The following is a 15,678-nucleotide window of genomic DNA, read 5'->3' as shown; positions in this document are numbered from 1 at the left end:
CTCGGTCCGGGCGCGCCCGCATCAGGCGAGGTCAGCCGGACGTCACCGGCACCGCGGTCCGGTCCGCGGCCGCGGGCTGTTCGGGCGGGGACGGCCGGTGCCGGTCGTGCTCCCGGATCGCCTGACGCAGCCGGGCCAGTACCGGGCCGCGCCCGGTGCCCAGCTCCCGGGCTTCGCCCGCCGGGGCCTCCGCGACGGCCGACTCGATGGCCACGCGGGTCTTCTCGCTCTCACGCCGGTAGCGGACGCCGGACACGGTGGTGCGGTTGGCGACCCGCATCCAGGTGAGGTCCCCGCCCGAGTGCTCGACCTGCACGAGTTTCGAGAAGAGCCATTCGCGTCGCTTCCGCCCGGCCAGGATCACGCGCTGCCCGGTGACCACCAGCGTGCCCGAATCCCGTACGGAGACGCCCGTGCCGTCGGTGCCGGGTTGCACCAGGTCGGCATCGGTCACCCACCACACGGACTCGCCCCGCTTACGCTTGCCCCAGTCGGCGGCCCAACCGCCCGCGTCCTGCTCCGCATCTCCCAACTCCGCGGCGAACTCGGCGAGTTCGACCAGCCACTCGCGTCGGCGCCGCCACTCGCCCAGCTCCCGCTCGAACCGGTCGAGGGCACGCGCCGCCCGGCGGGCCTCGCGGGCCGGGCGGGTACGGCGACGGACGTACCAGACGGCCACGACCAGCGCTGTCACCAGCAGCAACTCGAACAGGAGCAGCAGCCAGTCGCCCGCGGTGCGCCGGTCGTCCACCGTGATGCTCAGTCGCCGGACCGTGGCGTTGCCGTACGCGTCCGTCGCGGTGACGGTGACGCGGTAGGTGCCGGGGGAGAGCGCCCTGGTCACCGTGGCGCGGTGCCCGGCGGAGGTGAAGCCGTCGTGCGTTCGGGAGCCGTACGCCACCACGACCTTGGAGTGCGCCTCCGCCGTCACCGCGAGCGTCAGGTCACCGTGTGCGGCGCGGCCGGCGTCCGAGACGACCTTCAGGGCCGGGGCGGCGGTGTCGACGACCAGCTTCCGGCCGCTCGTACGGCCGTTTCGGCCGTAGGGGTCGGTGACCTCGACCACCGGCGCGGGGTAGCGGCCGTCGGGCAGCCGGGCCGCCACCTCGGCACGTCCGTCCGCGTCCGTCGTGAAGGTGCGGTCCGCCGTGCCGGTGATCCGGAGCGTGCCCTTGCTGTGCGGCGGCGCGGTGACGGTGAACCGCAGGCGCCCGGAACCACGCTCGCTGTCGGCGGACACCTTCGGGACGAGGTCGCCCACGTCCACCTTCAGCTCTCGCTCCGCCCGGCCGACGTTGCCCGCGTCGTCCGTGACCGCGAGGCGGACGCGATAACCGCCGTCCGGCAGGACGAGAGCGGTGTCCGGCACCTTGCCGTCGTCGTCCACGACCCCGGTGAGCCGCTTCTTGCGGCCCGACACGGTCAGCTCGTACTTCGCTCCCGCCTCGGAGGCGAACGACACCCGCGCCGTCGCGGTCGTGGCGTCGGCGTCGGCGACGGAGAAGTCCGAGATCTCCGGCGCTTCGGCGTCCACGTCGACGGTGATGTCGTCGGCCGCGTCGCTGATGTTCCCGGCACTGTCGGTGGCCGTGACGCTGTAGGTGTGCGAACCGCTGTCCGCCTTGAAGCCGACCGTCTGGGCGCCCCCGGTCGCCGTGGCCCTGGCCACGACGTCGGACGCGTCGCCGTACTCGTCGGTCTCGGCGACCTCGATCCGCGCGCCCCGCTCGGCCGTGACCGTCAGGCTCACCCGGCCGCCCCTGCCGGCGTGCGGCCGGACGACCTTCGGCTGCCGGGGCGCCGTGATGTCGACCGACTCGGACGGGCCGCTGTCGCCCGTCCCGCCGCAGTAGGTGTCGTAGCCGAGATCGCCGCAGACGTACGAGCCGGTGTCGGAGGGACACGAATGCCAGCGATGACATCCGTCGCGGTGCGCCTGGGCCGGCACCGGCAGCAGGCCGAGCAACAGCACGGCGGTTCCCACGGTGATCCCGGCGCGCGGTAGCAGCCGTCCGGATCCGCGCAGCATCGATGACATGTTCAACCCCCACCCCCGAGCGCGTCCCCACGCGCTCCGTACTCATGAGGTGGCACAGCGTAGAACAGAGTGGAAGCGATCGGTCCGCTCTATGCGTGATCGTTGCGAAGGGCACCCGTGTTTGACCTACGTCACTCTCGGGGTATTCTCTCCGGCTCGATTGGCCAGGCCCCTGCCCCATATGGCAGACTGTCGGAGTTGCTCGGTCGAGTGTTGATGCTGCGCGCCTCCCGCCGGGGGGACCGGAAGCGAGTCCCACAGTACTCGTCGTCCTAACTGCCTCACGGCAGCACTGGGACGGACGTACGGGAATCTTCCGGGAAGTGTGGTGCGGCACCGGCCAGGCACCCGGTGAACCTCTTTCCCAAGATCAGGGATGTTCGAACAAGGGACATCTGTGTCAGTGGAAGCGCGACACGCCCGACCGCGTGGGTCGGAGAAAGTGTCAGAGGAACACCAGGTTCCAGAGCTGTAGAAGAGACAGGACTACTGAGTAGCCATGGCGGGACAGAAGATCCGCATCCGGCTCAAGGCCTACGACCACGAGGTCATCGACTCCTCGGCGAAGAAGATCGTCGAGACGGTGACCCGCACTGGTGCGTCGGTCGCGGGCCCGGTGCCGCTGCCCACTGAGAAGAACGTGTACTGCGTCATCAAGTCGCCGCACAAGTACAAGGACTCGCGCGAGCACTTCGAGATGCGCACGCACAAGCGCCTGATCGACATTCTCGACCCCACCCCCAAGACCGTTGACTCTCTGATGCGACTCGACCTCCCGGCCGGTGTCGACATCGAGATCAAGCTCTGAGGGCTGGTGATCTGAGAATGGCTAAGCAGATCAAGGGCATCCTGGGCGAGAAGCTCGGCATGACGCAGGTGTGGGACGAGAACAACCGCGTTGTTCCGGTCACCGTCGTCAAGGCCGGCCCCAACGTCGTCACCCAGGTCCGCACGAACGACGTCGACGGCTACGAGTCCGTCCAGATCGCGTTCGGCGAGATCGACCCGCGCAAGGTGAACAAGCCCCTCAAGGGCCACTTCGCCAAGGCCGACGTCACTCCCCGCCGTCACCTCGTCGAGATCCGCACCGCGGACGCCTCCGAGTACACGCTGGGCCAGGAGATCTCCGCTGAGGTCTTCGAGGCGGGCGTCAAGGTGGACGTGACCGGCAAGAGCAAGGGCAAGGGCTTCGCCGGTGTCATGAAGCGTCACAACTTCAAGGGCCTCGGCGCCGGACACGGCACCCAGCGCAAGCACCGCTCTCCCGGTTCCATCGGTGGCTGCGCCACCCCGGGCCGTGTGTTCAAGGGCCTCCGCATGGCGGGTCGCATGGGCAACGAGCGCGTCACCACCCAGAACCTGACCGTCCACGCCGTTGACGCGGAGAAGGGTCTGCTGCTCATCAAGGGCGCGGTTCCCGGTCCGAACGGCGGCCTCGTCCTGGTCCGCACCGCGGCCAAGGGGGCCTGAGGTACCGATGAGCACTGTTGACATCCTTTCGCCTGCCGGCGAGAAGACCGGTAGCGTCGAGCTCCCCGCGGAGATCTTCGGCGTGGAGAAGGTCAGCATCCCGCTGATCCACCAGGTCGTCGTCGCGCAGAACGCCGCTGCCCGTCAGGGCACGCACAAGACCAAGACCCGTGGCGAGGTTCGCGGTGGCGGCAAGAAGCCGTACCGCCAGAAGGGCACCGGCCGCGCCCGTCAGGGCTCGACCCGTGCGCCGCAGTTCGCCGGTGGTGGCGTCGTGCACGGTCCCGTGCCGCGTGACTACTCGCAGCGGACCCCGAAGAAGATGAAGGCTGCCGCCCTGCGTCACGCCCTCACCGACCGGGCCCGTCACAACCGCATCCACGTCGTCTCCGGCGTGATCGAGGGCGAGACCCCCAGCACCAAGGCCGCTCGCACGCTGTTCGGCAAGATCTCGGAGCGCAAGAACCTGCTCCTGGTCGTCGAGCGCGCCGACGAGGCCGCGTGGCTGTCCGCCCGCAACCTGCCCCAGGTCCACATCCTGGAGCCGGGCCAGCTGAACACGTACGACGTGATCGTCTCGGACGACGTGGTCTTCACCCAGGCCGCTCTCGAGTCCTTCGTCGCCGGCCCGAAGGCCAACGACACCGAAGGGAGCGAGGCCTGATGGCTACGCGTCACCCGAGCATTGCCTCCAAGGCTGCGAAGGCCGCCAAGGCCGCGCGCGTCGCCAAGGCGCGTCGCCACGCGACCGAGGGCAAGAACACGGTCGAGACCCCGCTCAGCAAGTCGTACACGGACCCCCGTGACGTGCTGCTGAAGCCGGTCGTCTCCGAGAAGAGCTACGCGCTCCTGGACGAGAACAAGTACACGTTCATCGTCGACCCGCGCGCCAACAAGACCCAGATCAAGGAGGCCGTCCAGGCGGTCTTCTCGGTCAAGGTCACCGGGGTCAACACGATCAACCGCATCGGCAAGCGCAAGCGGACCCGCACCGGCTTCGGCCAGCGCGCGGCCACCAAGCGCGCGATCGTGACCCTCGCCGAGGGCGACCGTATCGACATCTTCGGCGGTCCGACCGCGTAAGCGGGTCGGATCGTCCGATATCGGACGAGGACTGAGAAATGGGAATCCGCAAGTACAAGCCGACTACGCCGGGCCGTCGTGGTTCCAGCGTCGCCGACTTCGTCGAGGTCACGCGGTCCACGCCGGAGAAGTCGCTGGTCCGCCCGCTGCACAGCAAGGGCGGCCGTAACAACGCCGGTCGTGTGACCGTTCGCCACCAGGGTGGCGGACACAAGCGCGCCTACCGAGTGATCGACTTCCGTCGTCACGACAAGGACGGCGTGCCGGCGAAGGTCGCGCACATCGAGTACGACCCCAACCGCACCGCGCGCATCGCGCTGCTCCACTACGCGGACGGCGAGAAGCGCTACATCCTGGCGCCGAAGGGCCTGACCCAGGGCGACCGGATCGAGAACGGCCCCGGCGCCGACATCAAGCCCGGCAACAACCTGGCGCTGCGCAACATCCCGGTCGGTACGACGATCCACTCCGTGGAGCTTCGTCCGGGCGGCGGCGCCAAGTTCGCCCGCTCCGCCGGTGCCTCCGTGCAGCTGCTCGCGAAGGAGGGCACGATGGCCCACCTCCGCATGCCCTCCGGTGAGATCCGCCTGGTCGACCAGCGCTGCCGCGCCACGGTCGGCGAGGTCGGCAACGCCGAGCAGAGCAACATCAACTGGGGCAAGGCCGGCCGCAAGCGCTGGCTGGGCGTCCGCCCGACCGTTCGCGGTGTGGCGATGAACCCGGTTGACCACCCGCACGGTGGTGGTGAGGGCAAGACCTCCGGTGGTCGCCACCCGGTCAGCCCCTGGGGCCAGAAGGAAGGTCGTACTCGTTCGCCCAAGAAGGCGTCGAACAAGTACATCGTCCGCCGCCGCAAGACGAACAAGAAGCGCTAGGAGCGGGTTTAGATGCCGCGCAGTCTCAAGAAGGGGCCCTTCGTCGACGGACACCTCATCAAGAAGGTGGACGCCCAGAACGAAGCCGGCACCAAGAACGTCATCAAGACCTGGTCCCGTCGCTCCATGATCGTCCCGGCCATGCTCGGCCACACGATCGCGGTGCACAACGGCAAGACCCACATCCCGGTGTTCGTCACCGAGTCGATGGTCGGCCACAAGCTCGGCGAGTTCTCGCCGACGCGCACCTTCCGGGGTCACGTCAAGGAAGACCGGAAGTCGAAGCGCCGCTAACAGCGGATCGCATTCAGACACGTAAGTAACTCTGAAGGGACAACCATGGAAGCCAGGGCCCAGGCGCGGTACATCCGCGTCACGCCCATGAAGGCCCGCCGTGTGGTGGACCTCATCCGTGGCATGGACGCCACGGAGGCCCAGGCTGTTCTGCGATTCGCTCCGCAGGCAGCCTCGGTTCCGGTCGGCAAGGTGCTGGACAGCGCCATTGCCAACGCCGCGCACAACTACGACCACACCGACGCCGACAGCCTCTTCATCTCCGAGGCGTACGTCGACGAGGGCCCGACCCTGAAGCGGTTCCGGCCGCGCGCCCAGGGCCGTGCCTACCGGATCCGCAAGCGGACCAGCCACATCACCGTGGTCGTCAGCAGCAAGGAAGGAACCCGGTAATGGGCCAGAAGGTTAACCCGCATGGGTTCCGGCTCGGTGTCACCACGGACTTCAAGTCCCGGTGGTACGCCGACAAGCTGTACAAGGACTACGTCAAGGAAGACGTCGCCATCCGTCGGATGATGACGTCCGGCATGGAGCGCGCCGGCATCTCCAAGGTCGAGATCGAGCGCACCCGTGACCGCGTGCGTGTGGACATCCACACCGCTCGTCCGGGCATCGTCATCGGCCGCCGTGGCGCCGAGGCCGACCGCATCCGCGGTGACCTCGAGAAGCTCACGGGCAAGCAGGTCCAGCTGAACATCCTCGAGGTCAAGAACCCCGAGACGGACGCTCAGCTGGTCGCGCAGGCCGTCGCCGAGCAGCTCTCCTCCCGCGTCTCCTTCCGCCGCGCCATGCGTAAGAGCATGCAGTCGGCGATGAAGGCCGGCGCCAAGGGCATCAAGATCCAGTGCGGTGGCCGCCTCGGTGGCGCCGAGATGTCCCGCTCGGAGTTCTACCGCGAGGGCCGCGTGCCCCTGCACACGCTCCGCGCGAACGTGGACTACGGCTTCTTCGAGGCCAAGACGACCTTCGGCCGCATCGGTGTGAAGGTCTGGATCTACAAGGGCGACGTCAAGAACATCGCCGAGGTCCGCGCCGAGAACGCTGCGGCCCGTGCGGGTAACCGCCCGGCCCGTGGCGGTGCCGACCGCCCGGCCCGTGGTGGCCGTGGTGGCGAGCGGCGCGGTCGCAAGCCGCAGCAGGCTGCCGGCGCCGAGGCCCCCAAGGCCGAGGCTCCCGCGTCCGCTCCGGCTGAGAGCACCGGAACGGAGGCCTGACCGACATGCTGATCCCCCGTAGGGTCAAGCACCGCAAGCAGCACCACCCCGGACGCAGCGGCGCTGCCAAGGGTGGCACGACGGTTGCGTTCGGCGAGTACGGCATCCAGGCGCTCACCCCGGCGTACGTGACGAACCGTCAGATCGAGGCCGCTCGTATCGCCATGACGCGTCACATCAAGCGTGGTGGCAAGGTCTGGATCAACATCTACCCGGACCGTCCGCTCACCAAGAAGCCCGCCGAGACCCGCATGGGTTCCGGTAAGGGTTCTCCGGAGTGGTGGATCGCCAACGTCAAGCCCGGACGCGTGATGTTCGAGCTGTCGTACCCCAACGAGAAGATCGCCCGTGAGGCGCTGACCCGTGCGGCCCACAAGCTGCCGATGAAGTGCCGGATCGTCAAGCGCGAGGCAGGTGAAGCGTGATGTCGGCCGGTACCAAGGCGTCCGAGCTGCGCGAGCTGGGCAACGAGGAGCTTCTGGCGAAGCTCCGCGAGGCCAAGGAAGAGCTGTTCAACCTCCGCTTCCAGGCGGCGACTGGTCAGCTCGAGAACCACGGCCGTCTGAAGGCGGTCCGCAAGGACATCGCGCGGATCTACACCCTGATGCGCGAGCGTGAGCTGGGCATCGAAACGGTGGAGAACGCCTGATGAGCGAGAAGAACGTGACTGAGAACGCAGAGGCCCGTGGCTTCCGCAAGACCCGTGAGGGTCTCGTCGTCAGCGACAAGATGGACAAGACCGTCGTCGTCGCCGTCGAGGACCGCGTGAAGCACGCGCTGTACGGCAAGGTCATCCGCCGTACGAACAAGCTCAAGGCGCACGACGAGCAGAACGCCGCGGGTGTCGGCGACCGTGTCCTCCTCGCGGAGACCCGGCCGCTGTCCGCGACGAAGCGCTGGCGCGTCGTCGAGATCCTCGAGAAGGCCAAGTAGGCAATTCCCGCAAGGGAATTCCAACAAGTACGCCTGCGGGGTATTCCGCAGGACAGTTCCGCCAGGCTCCGGGGGCCGTTGAAGAACGGCCCCCGGGGAACCGGCAGACGATCAGGAGATAGACGTGATCCAGCAGGAGTCGCGACTGCGTGTCGCCGACAACACTGGTGCGAAGGAGATCCTTTGCATCCGTGTGCTCGGTGGCTCCGGTCGCCGCTACGCGGGCATCGGTGACGTCATCGTCGCCACCGTCAAGGACGCGATCCCCGGTGGCAACGTGAAGAAGGGTGACGTCGTCAAGGCGGTCATCGTTCGCACCGTCAAGGAGCGCCGCCGTCCGGACGGCTCGTACATCCGCTTCGACGAGAACGCCGCCGTCATTCTGAAGAACGACGGCGACCCTCGCGGCACCCGCATCTTCGGCCCGGTCGGGCGTGAGCTGCGCGAGAAGAAGTTCATGAAGATCATCTCGCTGGCTCCGGAGGTGCTGTAAGCATGAAGATCAAGAAGGGCGACCTGGTCCAGGTCATCACCGGCAAGGACAAGGGCAAGCAGGGCAAGGTCATTGCCGCTTTCCCGCGCGAGGAGCGCGTCCTGGTCGAGGGTGTCAACCGGGTCAAGAAGCACACCAAGGCCGGCCCGACCGCCAGCGGTTCGCAGGCCGGTGGCATCGTCACGACCGAGGCGCCGATCCACGTCTCCAACGTCCAGCTGGTCGTTGAGAAGGACGGCAACAAGGTCGTCACGCGTGTCGGTTACCGCTTCGACGACGAGGGCAACAAGATCCGCGTTGCCAAGCGGACGGGTGAGGACATCTGATGGCTACCACCACCACTCCGCGTCTCAAGACGAAGTACCGCGAGGAGATCGCGGGCAAGCTGCGTGACGAGTTCAAGTACGAGAACGTCATGCAGATCCCCGGCCTCGTCAAGATCGTGGTCAACATGGGTGTCGGCGACGCCGCCCGTGACTCGAAGCTGATCGAGGGCGCGATCCGCGACCTGACCACCATCACCGGTCAGAAGCCGGCCGTCACCAAGGCCCGCAAGTCCATCGCGCAGTTCAAGCTGCGTGAGGGTCAGCCGATCGGTGCCCACGTCACGCTCCGTGGCGACCGCATGTGGGAGTTCCTGGACCGCACCCTGTCGCTCGCGCTCCCGCGCATCCGCGACTTCCGCGGCCTGTCCCCCAAGCAGTTCGACGGCCGTGGCAACTACACCTTCGGTCTCACGGAGCAGGTCATGTTCCACGAGATCGACCAGGACAAGATCGACCGCGTCCGGGGTATGGACATCACCGTGGTGACCACGGCGACCAACGACGCTGAGGGCCGTGCGCTCCTTCGTCACCTCGGCTTCCCCTTCAAGGAGGCGTGAGCGAGATGGCGAAGAAGGCTCTGATCGCGAAGGCTGCTCGCAAGCCCAAGTTCGGCGTGCGTGGCTACACGCGCTGCCAGCGCTGCGGCCGTCCCCACTCCGTGTACCGCAAGTTCGGCCTGTGCCGCGTGTGCCTTCGTGAGATGGCTCACCGTGGCGAGCTGCCGGGCGTGACCAAGAGCTCCTGGTAATCCCCTAGTTCGGGATTCCTGAAGCTCTCGGTAAGCAGACTGGGCGGTCAGACGCCCACCTCCGCATGCCTTAGGCTTGTGGGGTTGGGCGTCTGTCGCCGCCCGTACGACTTACTACGCCGTAGGTCCACCGCGCCGCACCCGTCCCGTCTCGGATCGGGGAGAGGGATGGCGCACCAGGAAACCCCGGCGAGAGAGGCCGAAGGCCAATTCATGACCATGACTGATCCGATCGCAGACATGCTTACGCGTCTGCGGAATGCGAACTCGGCGTACCACGACTCGGTGTCGATGCCGCACTCCAAGATCAAGTCCCACATCGCGGAGATCCTCCAGCAGGAGGGCTTCATCACGGGCTGGAAGGTCGAGGACGCCGAGGTCGGCAAGAACCTCGTCCTCGAGCTGAAGTTCGGCCCCAACCGTGAGCGCTCCATCGCGGGCATCAAGCGGATCTCCAAGCCCGGTCTCCGGGTGTACGCGAAGTCCACCAACCTGCCGAAGGTGCTCGGCGGCCTCGGCGTGGCGATCATCTCCACGTCGCACGGGCTCCTCACCGACAAGCAGGCCGGCAAGAAGGGCGTGGGTGGGGAAGTCCTCGCCTACGTCTGGTAGCGGAAGGGAACGGAGGAAACAGCTATGTCGCGTATTGGCAAGCTCCCCATCACGGTTCCCGCCGGCGTGGACGTCACCATCGACGGCCAGACGGTCTCGGTCAAGGGCCCCAAGGGCTCGCTGACCCACACCGTCGCGGCGCCGATCGAGATCGCCAAGGGTGAGGACGGCGTTCTGAACGTCACCCGCCCCAACGACGAGCGTCAGAGCAAGGCCCTGCACGGCCTGTCCCGCACGCTGGTGGCGAACATGATCACCGGCGTGACCCAGGGTTACGTGAAGAAGCTCGAGATCAGCGGTGTCGGTTACCGCGTGACCGCCAAGGGTTCGAACCTCGAGTTCGCTCTCGGCTACAGCCACCCGATCACCGTCGAGGCGCCCGAGGGCATCACCTTCAAGGTGGAGACCCCGACCCGCTTCCAGGTCGAGGGCATCGACAAGCAGAAGGTCGGCGAGGTTGCGGCCAACATCCGCAAGCTGCGCAAGCCCGACCCGTACAAGGCCAAGGGCGTCAAGTACGAGGGCGAAGTCATCCGCCGCAAGGTCGGAAAGGCGGGTAAGTAAGCCATGGCATACGGACAGAAGATCCTCAAGGGCGACGCCTACAAGCGCGCCGCGATCAAGCGCCGCCACATCCGGATTCGCAAGAACCTCTCCGGTACGGCGGAGCGTCCGCGTCTGGTCGTGACCCGCTCCAACCGCCACATCGTGGCGCAGGTGATCGACGACCTGAAGGGCCACACCCTGGCTTCGGCGTCCACGCTGGACAGCTCGATCCGCGGTGGCGAGGGCGACAAGTCCGCGCAGGCCAAGCAGGTCGGCGCCCTGGTCGCCGAGCGTGCCAAGGCCGCCGGTGTCGAGGCCGTCGTGTTCGACCGTGGTGGCAACCAGTACGCCGGGCGCATCGCCGCCCTGGCGGACGCCGCCCGCGAGGCCGGGCTCAAGTTCTGAGCCGCTTGTAGCTAGCGGAAAGAGAGAGGTAATCCAATGGCTGGACCCCAGCGCCGCGGAAGCGGTGCCGGTGGCGGCGAGCGGCGGGACCGGAAGGGCCGTGACGGCGGCGCTGCTGCCGCCGAGAAGACCGCGTACGTTGAGCGCGTCGTCGCGATCAACCGCGTCGCCAAGGTTGTGAAGGGTGGTCGTCGCTTCAGCTTCACCGCGCTGGTCGTGGTGGGCGACGGTGACGGCACCGTGGGTGTCGGTTACGGCAAGGCCAAGGAGGTGCCGGCCGCCATCGCCAAGGGCGTTGAGGAGGCCAAGAAGCACTTCTTCAAGGTCCCCCGTATCCAGGGCACCATCCCGCACCCGATCCAGGGTGAGAAGGCTGCCGGCGTCGTGCTGCTCAAGCCCGCGTCCCCGGGTACCGGCGTTATCGCCGGTGGGCCGGTGCGTGCGGTGCTCGAGTGCGCCGGTATCCACGACATCCTGTCGAAGTCGCTCGGCTCCGACAACGCGATCAACATCGTGCACGCGACCGTGGAGGCCCTGAAGGGCCTGCAGCGCCCCGAGGAGGTCGCGGCTCGCCGTGGCCTGCCGCTCGAGGACGTCGCCCCCGCGGCTCTGCTGCGCGCTCGTGCCGGGGCGGGTGTGTGATCATGGCTCAGCTCAAGATCACGCAGGTCAAGTCCTACATCGGCAGCAAGCAGAACCACCGTGACACCCTGCGCTCCCTTGGTCTCAAGGGCATCAACACGCAGGTCGTCAAGGAGGACCGCCCCGAGTTCCGCGGAATGGTGCACACCGTCCGCCACCTCGTGACGGTCGAGGAGGTCGACTGATCATGGCGGAGCAGAACCCGCTCAAGATCCACAACCTCCGTCCCGCCCCCGGCGCCAAGACCGCCAAGACCCGTGTCGGTCGTGGTGAGGCGTCGAAGGGTAAGACGGCCGGTCGTGGTACCAAGGGCACCAAGGCCCGCTACCAGGTTCCGGAGCGCTTCGAGGGTGGCCAGATGCCCCTCCACATGCGTCTCCCGAAGCTGAAGGGCTTCAAGAACCCGTTCAAGACCGAGTACCAGGTCGTGAACCTCGACAAGCTGGCCGCGCTCTACCCCGAGGGTGGCGAGGTCACCGTCGAGGGTCTGGTGGCCAAGGGTGCCGTTCGCAAGAACGCGCTCGTCAAGGTCCTCGGCCAGGGTGAGATCTCCGTGGTGCTGCAGGTGACGGTCGACGCCGTCTCCGGCTCCGCCAAGGAGAAGATCACCGCCGCCGGCGGTACGGTCACCGAGCTCGTCTGAGTTCCGGCGACACCGTCGCACACGTACAGAGGCCGGGCAGTTCTCCACGGGGAGCTGCCCGGCCTCTGCCGTAGAAAAGTGGCCGGAAACATACGGTCGTATTCCCGGATGTCAATGTGGCTTGACCGCCGCCGGGTGATGATGCGGATCTCCACCGGCCCTTAACTGACCCACCCTTGACCTGCCGTCCCTCTCACGAACTTCACCTGGCTGCGCAGGCGCTGTTAGAGTCCGTAAGTCCACCTGTGCCCGCGCGAGATATGCCGTTCGGTGTCGGGGTGGTAGAAAACATCGTTCGGCCCTCTGGGCCATGTCAGACGACTAGTCCCTGCCGCGCGCGGCGCGGGGGTCGCAGGAGGAACCGTGCTCACCGCGTTCGCCCGGGCGTTCAAGACGCCCGACCTGCGCAAGAAGCTGCTCTTCACGCTGGGCATCATCGTGGTCTACCGCGTAGGTACCCACATCCCGATCCCGGGCGTGTCCTACACGGCCGTCCAGGAGTGCGTGAAGGAGGCCTCGGGCAACCAGGGTCTCTTCGGCATGATCAACATGTTCAGCGGTGGCGCGCTGCTCCAGGTCACCGTCTTCGCCCTCGGCATCATGCCCTACATCACGGCCAGCATCATCCTTCAGCTGCTGACCGTGGTGATCCCGCGCCTGGAGGCCCTGAAGAAGGAGGGCCAGGCCGGTACGGCGAAGATCACGCAGTACACCCGTTACCTGACCGTGGCGCTCGCCATCCTGCAGGGCACCGGCCTGGTGGCCACCGCCCGCAGCGGCGCGCTCTTCAACGGCTGTCAGGTCGCCGGCCAGATCGTGCCCAACCGCTCGATCTTCACCACCATCACGATGGTCATCTGCATGACCGCCGGCACCGCCGTCGTGATGTGGCTCGGCGAGCTGATCACCGACCGCGGCATCGGCAACGGCATGTCGATCCTGATGTTCATCTCGATCGCCGCGACCTTCCCGTCCGCGCTGTGGGCCATCAAGAAGCAGGGCACCCTGGCCGGCGGCTGGATCGAGTTCAGCACCGTCATCCTCGTCGGCCTGGTCATGGTCGGTCTGGTCGTCTTCGTCGAGCAGGCCCAGCGCCGCATTCCGGTGCAGTACGCGAAGCGCATGATCGGCCGACGTTCCTACGGCGGTACGTCCACGTACATCCCGCTGAAGGTCAACCAGGCGGGTGTGATTCCCGTCATCTTCGCGTCGTCGCTGCTCTACATTCCCGCGCTGGTCGCGCAGTTCTCCGGTTCCAGGTCCGGCTGGAAAACCTGGGTCGAGCAGAATCTGACCAAGGGCGACCACCCGATTTACATCGTTTCGTACTTCTTGCTCATCGTGTTCTTCGCATTCTTCTATGTGGCGATCTCCTTCAACCCCGAGGAAGTCGCCGACAACATGAAGAAGTATGGTGGCTTCATCCCGGGCATCCGGGCTGGCCGACCGACCGCTGAGTACCTCTCGTACGTGCTCAACCGGATCACCTGGCCGGGTTCGCTGTATCTGGGACTGATCGCTCTCGTGCCGACGATGGCGTTGGTGGGCTTTGGGGCAAGCCAGAACTTCCCGTTCGGCGGGACCAGCATCCTGATCATCGTGGGTGTGGGTCTCGAGACGGTGAAGCAGATCGAGAGCCAGCTCCAGCAGCGCAATTACGAAGGGTTCCTCCGCTGATGCGAATCGTCCTCGTCGGGCCGCCCGGTGCCGGAAAGGGCACGCAGGCCACCCGCCTTGCCGGGAAGCTCTCGATCCCGCACATCTCCACGGGCGATCTGTTCCGCGCCAACATCAGCCGGCAGACGGAGCTCGGGAAACTCGCGAAGTCCTATATGGACGCCGGCAACCTGGTGCCCGACGAGGTCACCATCGCGATGGCGAAGGACCGCATGGAACAGCCGGACGCCGAGGGCGGCTTCCTGCTGGACGGTTTCCCGCGCAACGTCTCGCAGGCCGAGGCGCTCGACGAGCTGCTCAAGACCGAGAACATCAAGCTGGACGCGGTACTCGACCTCGAGGTCCCCGAGGAAGAGGTCGTGAAGCGGATCGCCGGCCGGCGCATCTGCCGCAACGACTCGGCGCACGTCTTCCACGTCTCCTACAGCCCCGCCAAGAAGGAAGGCGTCTGCGACGTCTGCGGCGGCGAGCTGTACCAGCGTGACGACGACTCCGAGGAGACCGTCCGCAAGCGGCTCGAGGTCTACCACACGCAGACCGAGCCGATCATCGACTACTACAAGGCGCAGGGCCTGGTCGTCACGATCTCCTCCCTGGGCCCGGTGGACGAGATCACGCAGCGCGCCCTGGAGGCGCTCAAGCGCGAGGACGACGGCAAGTAGACGCCGGTCCGGTACGGCCGTGGCACCCGTGTGGGCGTCACGGCCGTACTGTTGTGTACGTAATCGGACGACGTGAGTGACGGAGAGCGCAGGCCCCCATGGTGCAGATCAAGACCCCCGAGCAGATCGCCAAGATGCGTGAGGCGGGGCTGGTCGTCGCCGCCATCCACGCCGCCACCCGCGAGGCCGCGGTGCCCGGAGCCACCACCAAGGACCTGGACGAGGTCGCCCGCAAGGTCCTCGCCGAGCACAACGCCAAGCCGAACTTCCTTGGCTACGGCGGCTTCCCCGCCACGATCTGCACCTCGGTCAACGAGGTCGTCGTCCACGGCATCCCCTCCGACGACGTCGTCCTCAAGGACGGCGACATCATCTCCATCGACTGCGGCGCGATCGTCGACGGCTGGCACGGAGACGCCGCGTACACGGCCTTCGTGGGCTCCGGCCACGCTCCCGAGCTGATCGAGCTCTCCCGGGTGACGGAGGAGTCGATGTGGGCCGGCATCGCGGCCATGAAGCCGGGCAACCGCCTCGTCGACGTCTCGCGGGCCATCGAGACCTACATCCGCCGCCAGCCGAAGCCGGGCGGCGGCAAGTACGGGATCATCGAGGACTACGGCGGCCACGGCATCGGCACCGAGATGCACATGGACCCGCACCTGCTGAACTACGTCGACCGGCGGCGCGGCAAGGGCCCCAAGCTGGTCCCCGGCTTCTGCCTCGCGATCGAGCCGATGGTCTCCCTGGGCACCCCGCGCACCGAGGTCCTCTCCGACGACTGGACCGTCATCACCACCGACGGCACCTGGTCCTCGCACTGGGAGCACTCGGTCGCGCTGACCGAGGAGGGCCCGCTGGTCCTCACGGCCCCGGACGGCGGCAAGGCGAAGCTGGCGGAGCACGGCATCACGACGGCGCCGGACCCGCTGGCCTGACGGCCGCGGTCACGTTCAAGCCCCCTGCTTAACGATCTGCCCGGTGGGGCAGACTCTCTCGATTCGTCTTTCAGGGTGCGCT

25 protein-coding genes are annotated in these 15,678 nt (G+C 67.1%); 24 read left to right on the top strand and 1 reads right to left on the bottom strand.

What is annotated here, in order from left to right:
• Positions 1-31 precede the first annotated feature (31 nt).
• Positions 32-2,029: a hypothetical protein gene (locus ACQF4J_RS20000; protein WP_427166367.1), complete on the bottom strand. Its 1,998-nt coding sequence runs from the start codon at positions 2,027-2,029 to the stop codon at positions 32-34.
• Positions 2,030-2,537: 508 nt separating this feature from the next.
• Between ACQF4J_RS20000 and rpsJ the strand changes: the two genes are divergently transcribed.
• The 24 genes from rpsJ (at position 2,538) to map (ending at position 15,596) form a co-directional block, all read left to right on the top strand.
• Complete coding sequence (gene rpsJ / locus ACQF4J_RS19995; RefSeq protein WP_003948644.1) at positions 2,538-2,846, top strand: 30S ribosomal protein S10; 309 nt, start codon at positions 2,538-2,540, stop codon at positions 2,844-2,846.
• A 17-nt stretch (positions 2,847-2,863) separates the two neighbouring features.
• On the top strand, positions 2,864-3,508 hold the full coding sequence (rplC, locus tag ACQF4J_RS19990; RefSeq protein WP_005481233.1) for a 50S ribosomal protein L3: 645 nt from the start codon (positions 2,864-2,866) through the stop codon (positions 3,506-3,508).
• Between the two features lie 7 nt (positions 3,509-3,515).
• Positions 3,516-4,172, top strand: coding sequence for a 50S ribosomal protein L4 (rplD, locus tag ACQF4J_RS19985; RefSeq protein WP_142141938.1), 657 nt, complete (start codon positions 3,516-3,518; stop codon positions 4,170-4,172).
• Positions 4,172-4,591, top strand: a complete 420-nt coding sequence (gene rplW / locus ACQF4J_RS19980; protein WP_058923764.1) for a 50S ribosomal protein L23 — start codon at positions 4,172-4,174, stop codon at positions 4,589-4,591. Before rplD ends, rplW begins: the two co-directional genes overlap by 1 nt.
• A 38-nt stretch (positions 4,592-4,629) precedes the next feature.
• Positions 4,630-5,466, top strand: coding sequence for a 50S ribosomal protein L2 (gene rplB / locus ACQF4J_RS19975; protein WP_058923763.1), 837 nt, complete (start codon positions 4,630-4,632; stop codon positions 5,464-5,466).
• A 12-nt stretch (positions 5,467-5,478) separates the two neighbouring features.
• Positions 5,479-5,760, top strand: a complete 282-nt coding sequence (gene rpsS / locus ACQF4J_RS19970; protein ID WP_058923762.1) for a 30S ribosomal protein S19 — start codon at positions 5,479-5,481, stop codon at positions 5,758-5,760.
• Positions 5,761-5,805: 45 nt separating this feature from the next.
• Positions 5,806-6,153 (top strand): 50S ribosomal protein L22, encoded by a 348-nt coding sequence (gene rplV, locus ACQF4J_RS19965; protein ID WP_003974262.1) that lies wholly within the window; start codon positions 5,806-5,808, stop codon positions 6,151-6,153.
• Positions 6,153-6,974, top strand: coding sequence for a 30S ribosomal protein S3 (gene rpsC, locus ACQF4J_RS19960; protein ID WP_003998826.1), 822 nt, complete (start codon positions 6,153-6,155; stop codon positions 6,972-6,974). The genes rplV and rpsC overlap by 1 nt, the downstream gene beginning before the upstream one ends.
• Before the next feature lie 5 nt (positions 6,975-6,979).
• Positions 6,980-7,399, top strand: a complete 420-nt coding sequence (rplP, locus tag ACQF4J_RS19955; RefSeq protein ID WP_007494765.1) for a 50S ribosomal protein L16 — start codon at positions 6,980-6,982, stop codon at positions 7,397-7,399.
• Complete coding sequence (gene rpmC, locus ACQF4J_RS19950; protein ID WP_007494763.1) at positions 7,399-7,623, top strand: 50S ribosomal protein L29; 225 nt, start codon at positions 7,399-7,401, stop codon at positions 7,621-7,623. The genes rplP and rpmC overlap by 1 nt, the downstream gene beginning before the upstream one ends.
• Complete coding sequence (rpsQ, locus tag ACQF4J_RS19945; RefSeq protein ID WP_200700871.1) at positions 7,623-7,907, top strand: 30S ribosomal protein S17; 285 nt, start codon at positions 7,623-7,625, stop codon at positions 7,905-7,907. The genes rpmC and rpsQ overlap by 1 nt, the downstream gene beginning before the upstream one ends.
• A gap of 124 nt (positions 7,908-8,031) precedes the next feature.
• On the top strand, positions 8,032-8,400 hold the full coding sequence (rplN, locus tag ACQF4J_RS19940) for a 50S ribosomal protein L14 (protein ID WP_003998823.1): 369 nt from the start codon (positions 8,032-8,034) through the stop codon (positions 8,398-8,400).
• Between the two features lie 2 nt (positions 8,401-8,402).
• Positions 8,403-8,726, top strand: a complete 324-nt coding sequence (gene rplX, locus ACQF4J_RS19935) for a 50S ribosomal protein L24 (protein WP_058923760.1) — start codon at positions 8,403-8,405, stop codon at positions 8,724-8,726.
• Positions 8,726-9,283, top strand: coding sequence for a 50S ribosomal protein L5 (rplE, locus tag ACQF4J_RS19930; protein WP_007494758.1), 558 nt, complete (start codon positions 8,726-8,728; stop codon positions 9,281-9,283). Before rplX ends, rplE begins: the two co-directional genes overlap by 1 nt.
• A gap of 5 nt (positions 9,284-9,288) precedes the next feature.
• Positions 9,289-9,474 carry a type Z 30S ribosomal protein S14 gene (locus tag ACQF4J_RS19925; protein ID WP_003948630.1) on the top strand — a complete coding sequence of 62 codons (186 nt, stop codon included), beginning with the start codon at positions 9,289-9,291 and terminating at the stop codon, positions 9,472-9,474.
• Positions 9,475-9,687: 213 nt separating this feature from the next.
• Positions 9,688-10,086, top strand: coding sequence for a 30S ribosomal protein S8 (gene rpsH / locus ACQF4J_RS19920; protein ID WP_014674378.1), 399 nt, complete (start codon positions 9,688-9,690; stop codon positions 10,084-10,086).
• 24 nt (positions 10,087-10,110) lie between these two features.
• Positions 10,111-10,650, top strand: coding sequence for a 50S ribosomal protein L6 (gene rplF, locus ACQF4J_RS19915; protein ID WP_351562758.1), 540 nt, complete (start codon positions 10,111-10,113; stop codon positions 10,648-10,650).
• A gap of 3 nt (positions 10,651-10,653) precedes the next feature.
• Positions 10,654-11,037, top strand: coding sequence for a 50S ribosomal protein L18 (gene rplR, locus ACQF4J_RS19910; RefSeq protein ID WP_030745253.1), 384 nt, complete (start codon positions 10,654-10,656; stop codon positions 11,035-11,037).
• A gap of 36 nt (positions 11,038-11,073) precedes the next feature.
• Complete coding sequence (gene rpsE / locus ACQF4J_RS19905) at positions 11,074-11,679, top strand: 30S ribosomal protein S5 (protein ID WP_142141939.1); 606 nt, start codon at positions 11,074-11,076, stop codon at positions 11,677-11,679.
• A 2-nt stretch (positions 11,680-11,681) separates the two neighbouring features.
• Entirely contained in the window at positions 11,682-11,864 is a 183-nt protein-coding gene (rpmD, locus tag ACQF4J_RS19900) for a 50S ribosomal protein L30 (RefSeq protein WP_003974250.1), read from the top strand.
• A gap of 2 nt (positions 11,865-11,866) precedes the next feature.
• Positions 11,867-12,322: a 50S ribosomal protein L15 gene (gene rplO / locus ACQF4J_RS19895; protein WP_427166357.1), complete on the top strand. Its 456-nt coding sequence runs from the start codon at positions 11,867-11,869 to the stop codon at positions 12,320-12,322.
• A gap of 363 nt (positions 12,323-12,685) precedes the next feature.
• Positions 12,686-13,999 carry a preprotein translocase subunit SecY gene (gene secY / locus ACQF4J_RS19890; protein WP_351562755.1) on the top strand — a complete coding sequence of 438 codons (1,314 nt, stop codon included), beginning with the start codon at positions 12,686-12,688 and terminating at the stop codon, positions 13,997-13,999.
• Entirely contained in the window at positions 13,999-14,661 is a 663-nt protein-coding gene (locus ACQF4J_RS19885) for an adenylate kinase (RefSeq protein WP_200700877.1), read from the top strand. The genes secY and ACQF4J_RS19885 overlap by 1 nt, the downstream gene beginning before the upstream one ends.
• Before the next feature lie 98 nt (positions 14,662-14,759).
• Complete coding sequence (gene map, locus ACQF4J_RS19880) at positions 14,760-15,596, top strand: type I methionyl aminopeptidase (RefSeq protein WP_351562753.1); 837 nt, start codon at positions 14,760-14,762, stop codon at positions 15,594-15,596.
• Positions 15,597-15,678: the final 82 nt, after the last annotated feature.

The sequence above is a fragment of the Streptomyces sp. C1-1 genome (assembly GCF_050214755.1).
Classification (GTDB): domain Bacteria; phylum Actinomycetota; class Actinomycetes; order Streptomycetales; family Streptomycetaceae; genus Streptomyces.
The sequence above is the reverse complement of the archived record's forward strand: the minus strand, read 5'-3'. Positions and strand labels throughout refer to the sequence as shown.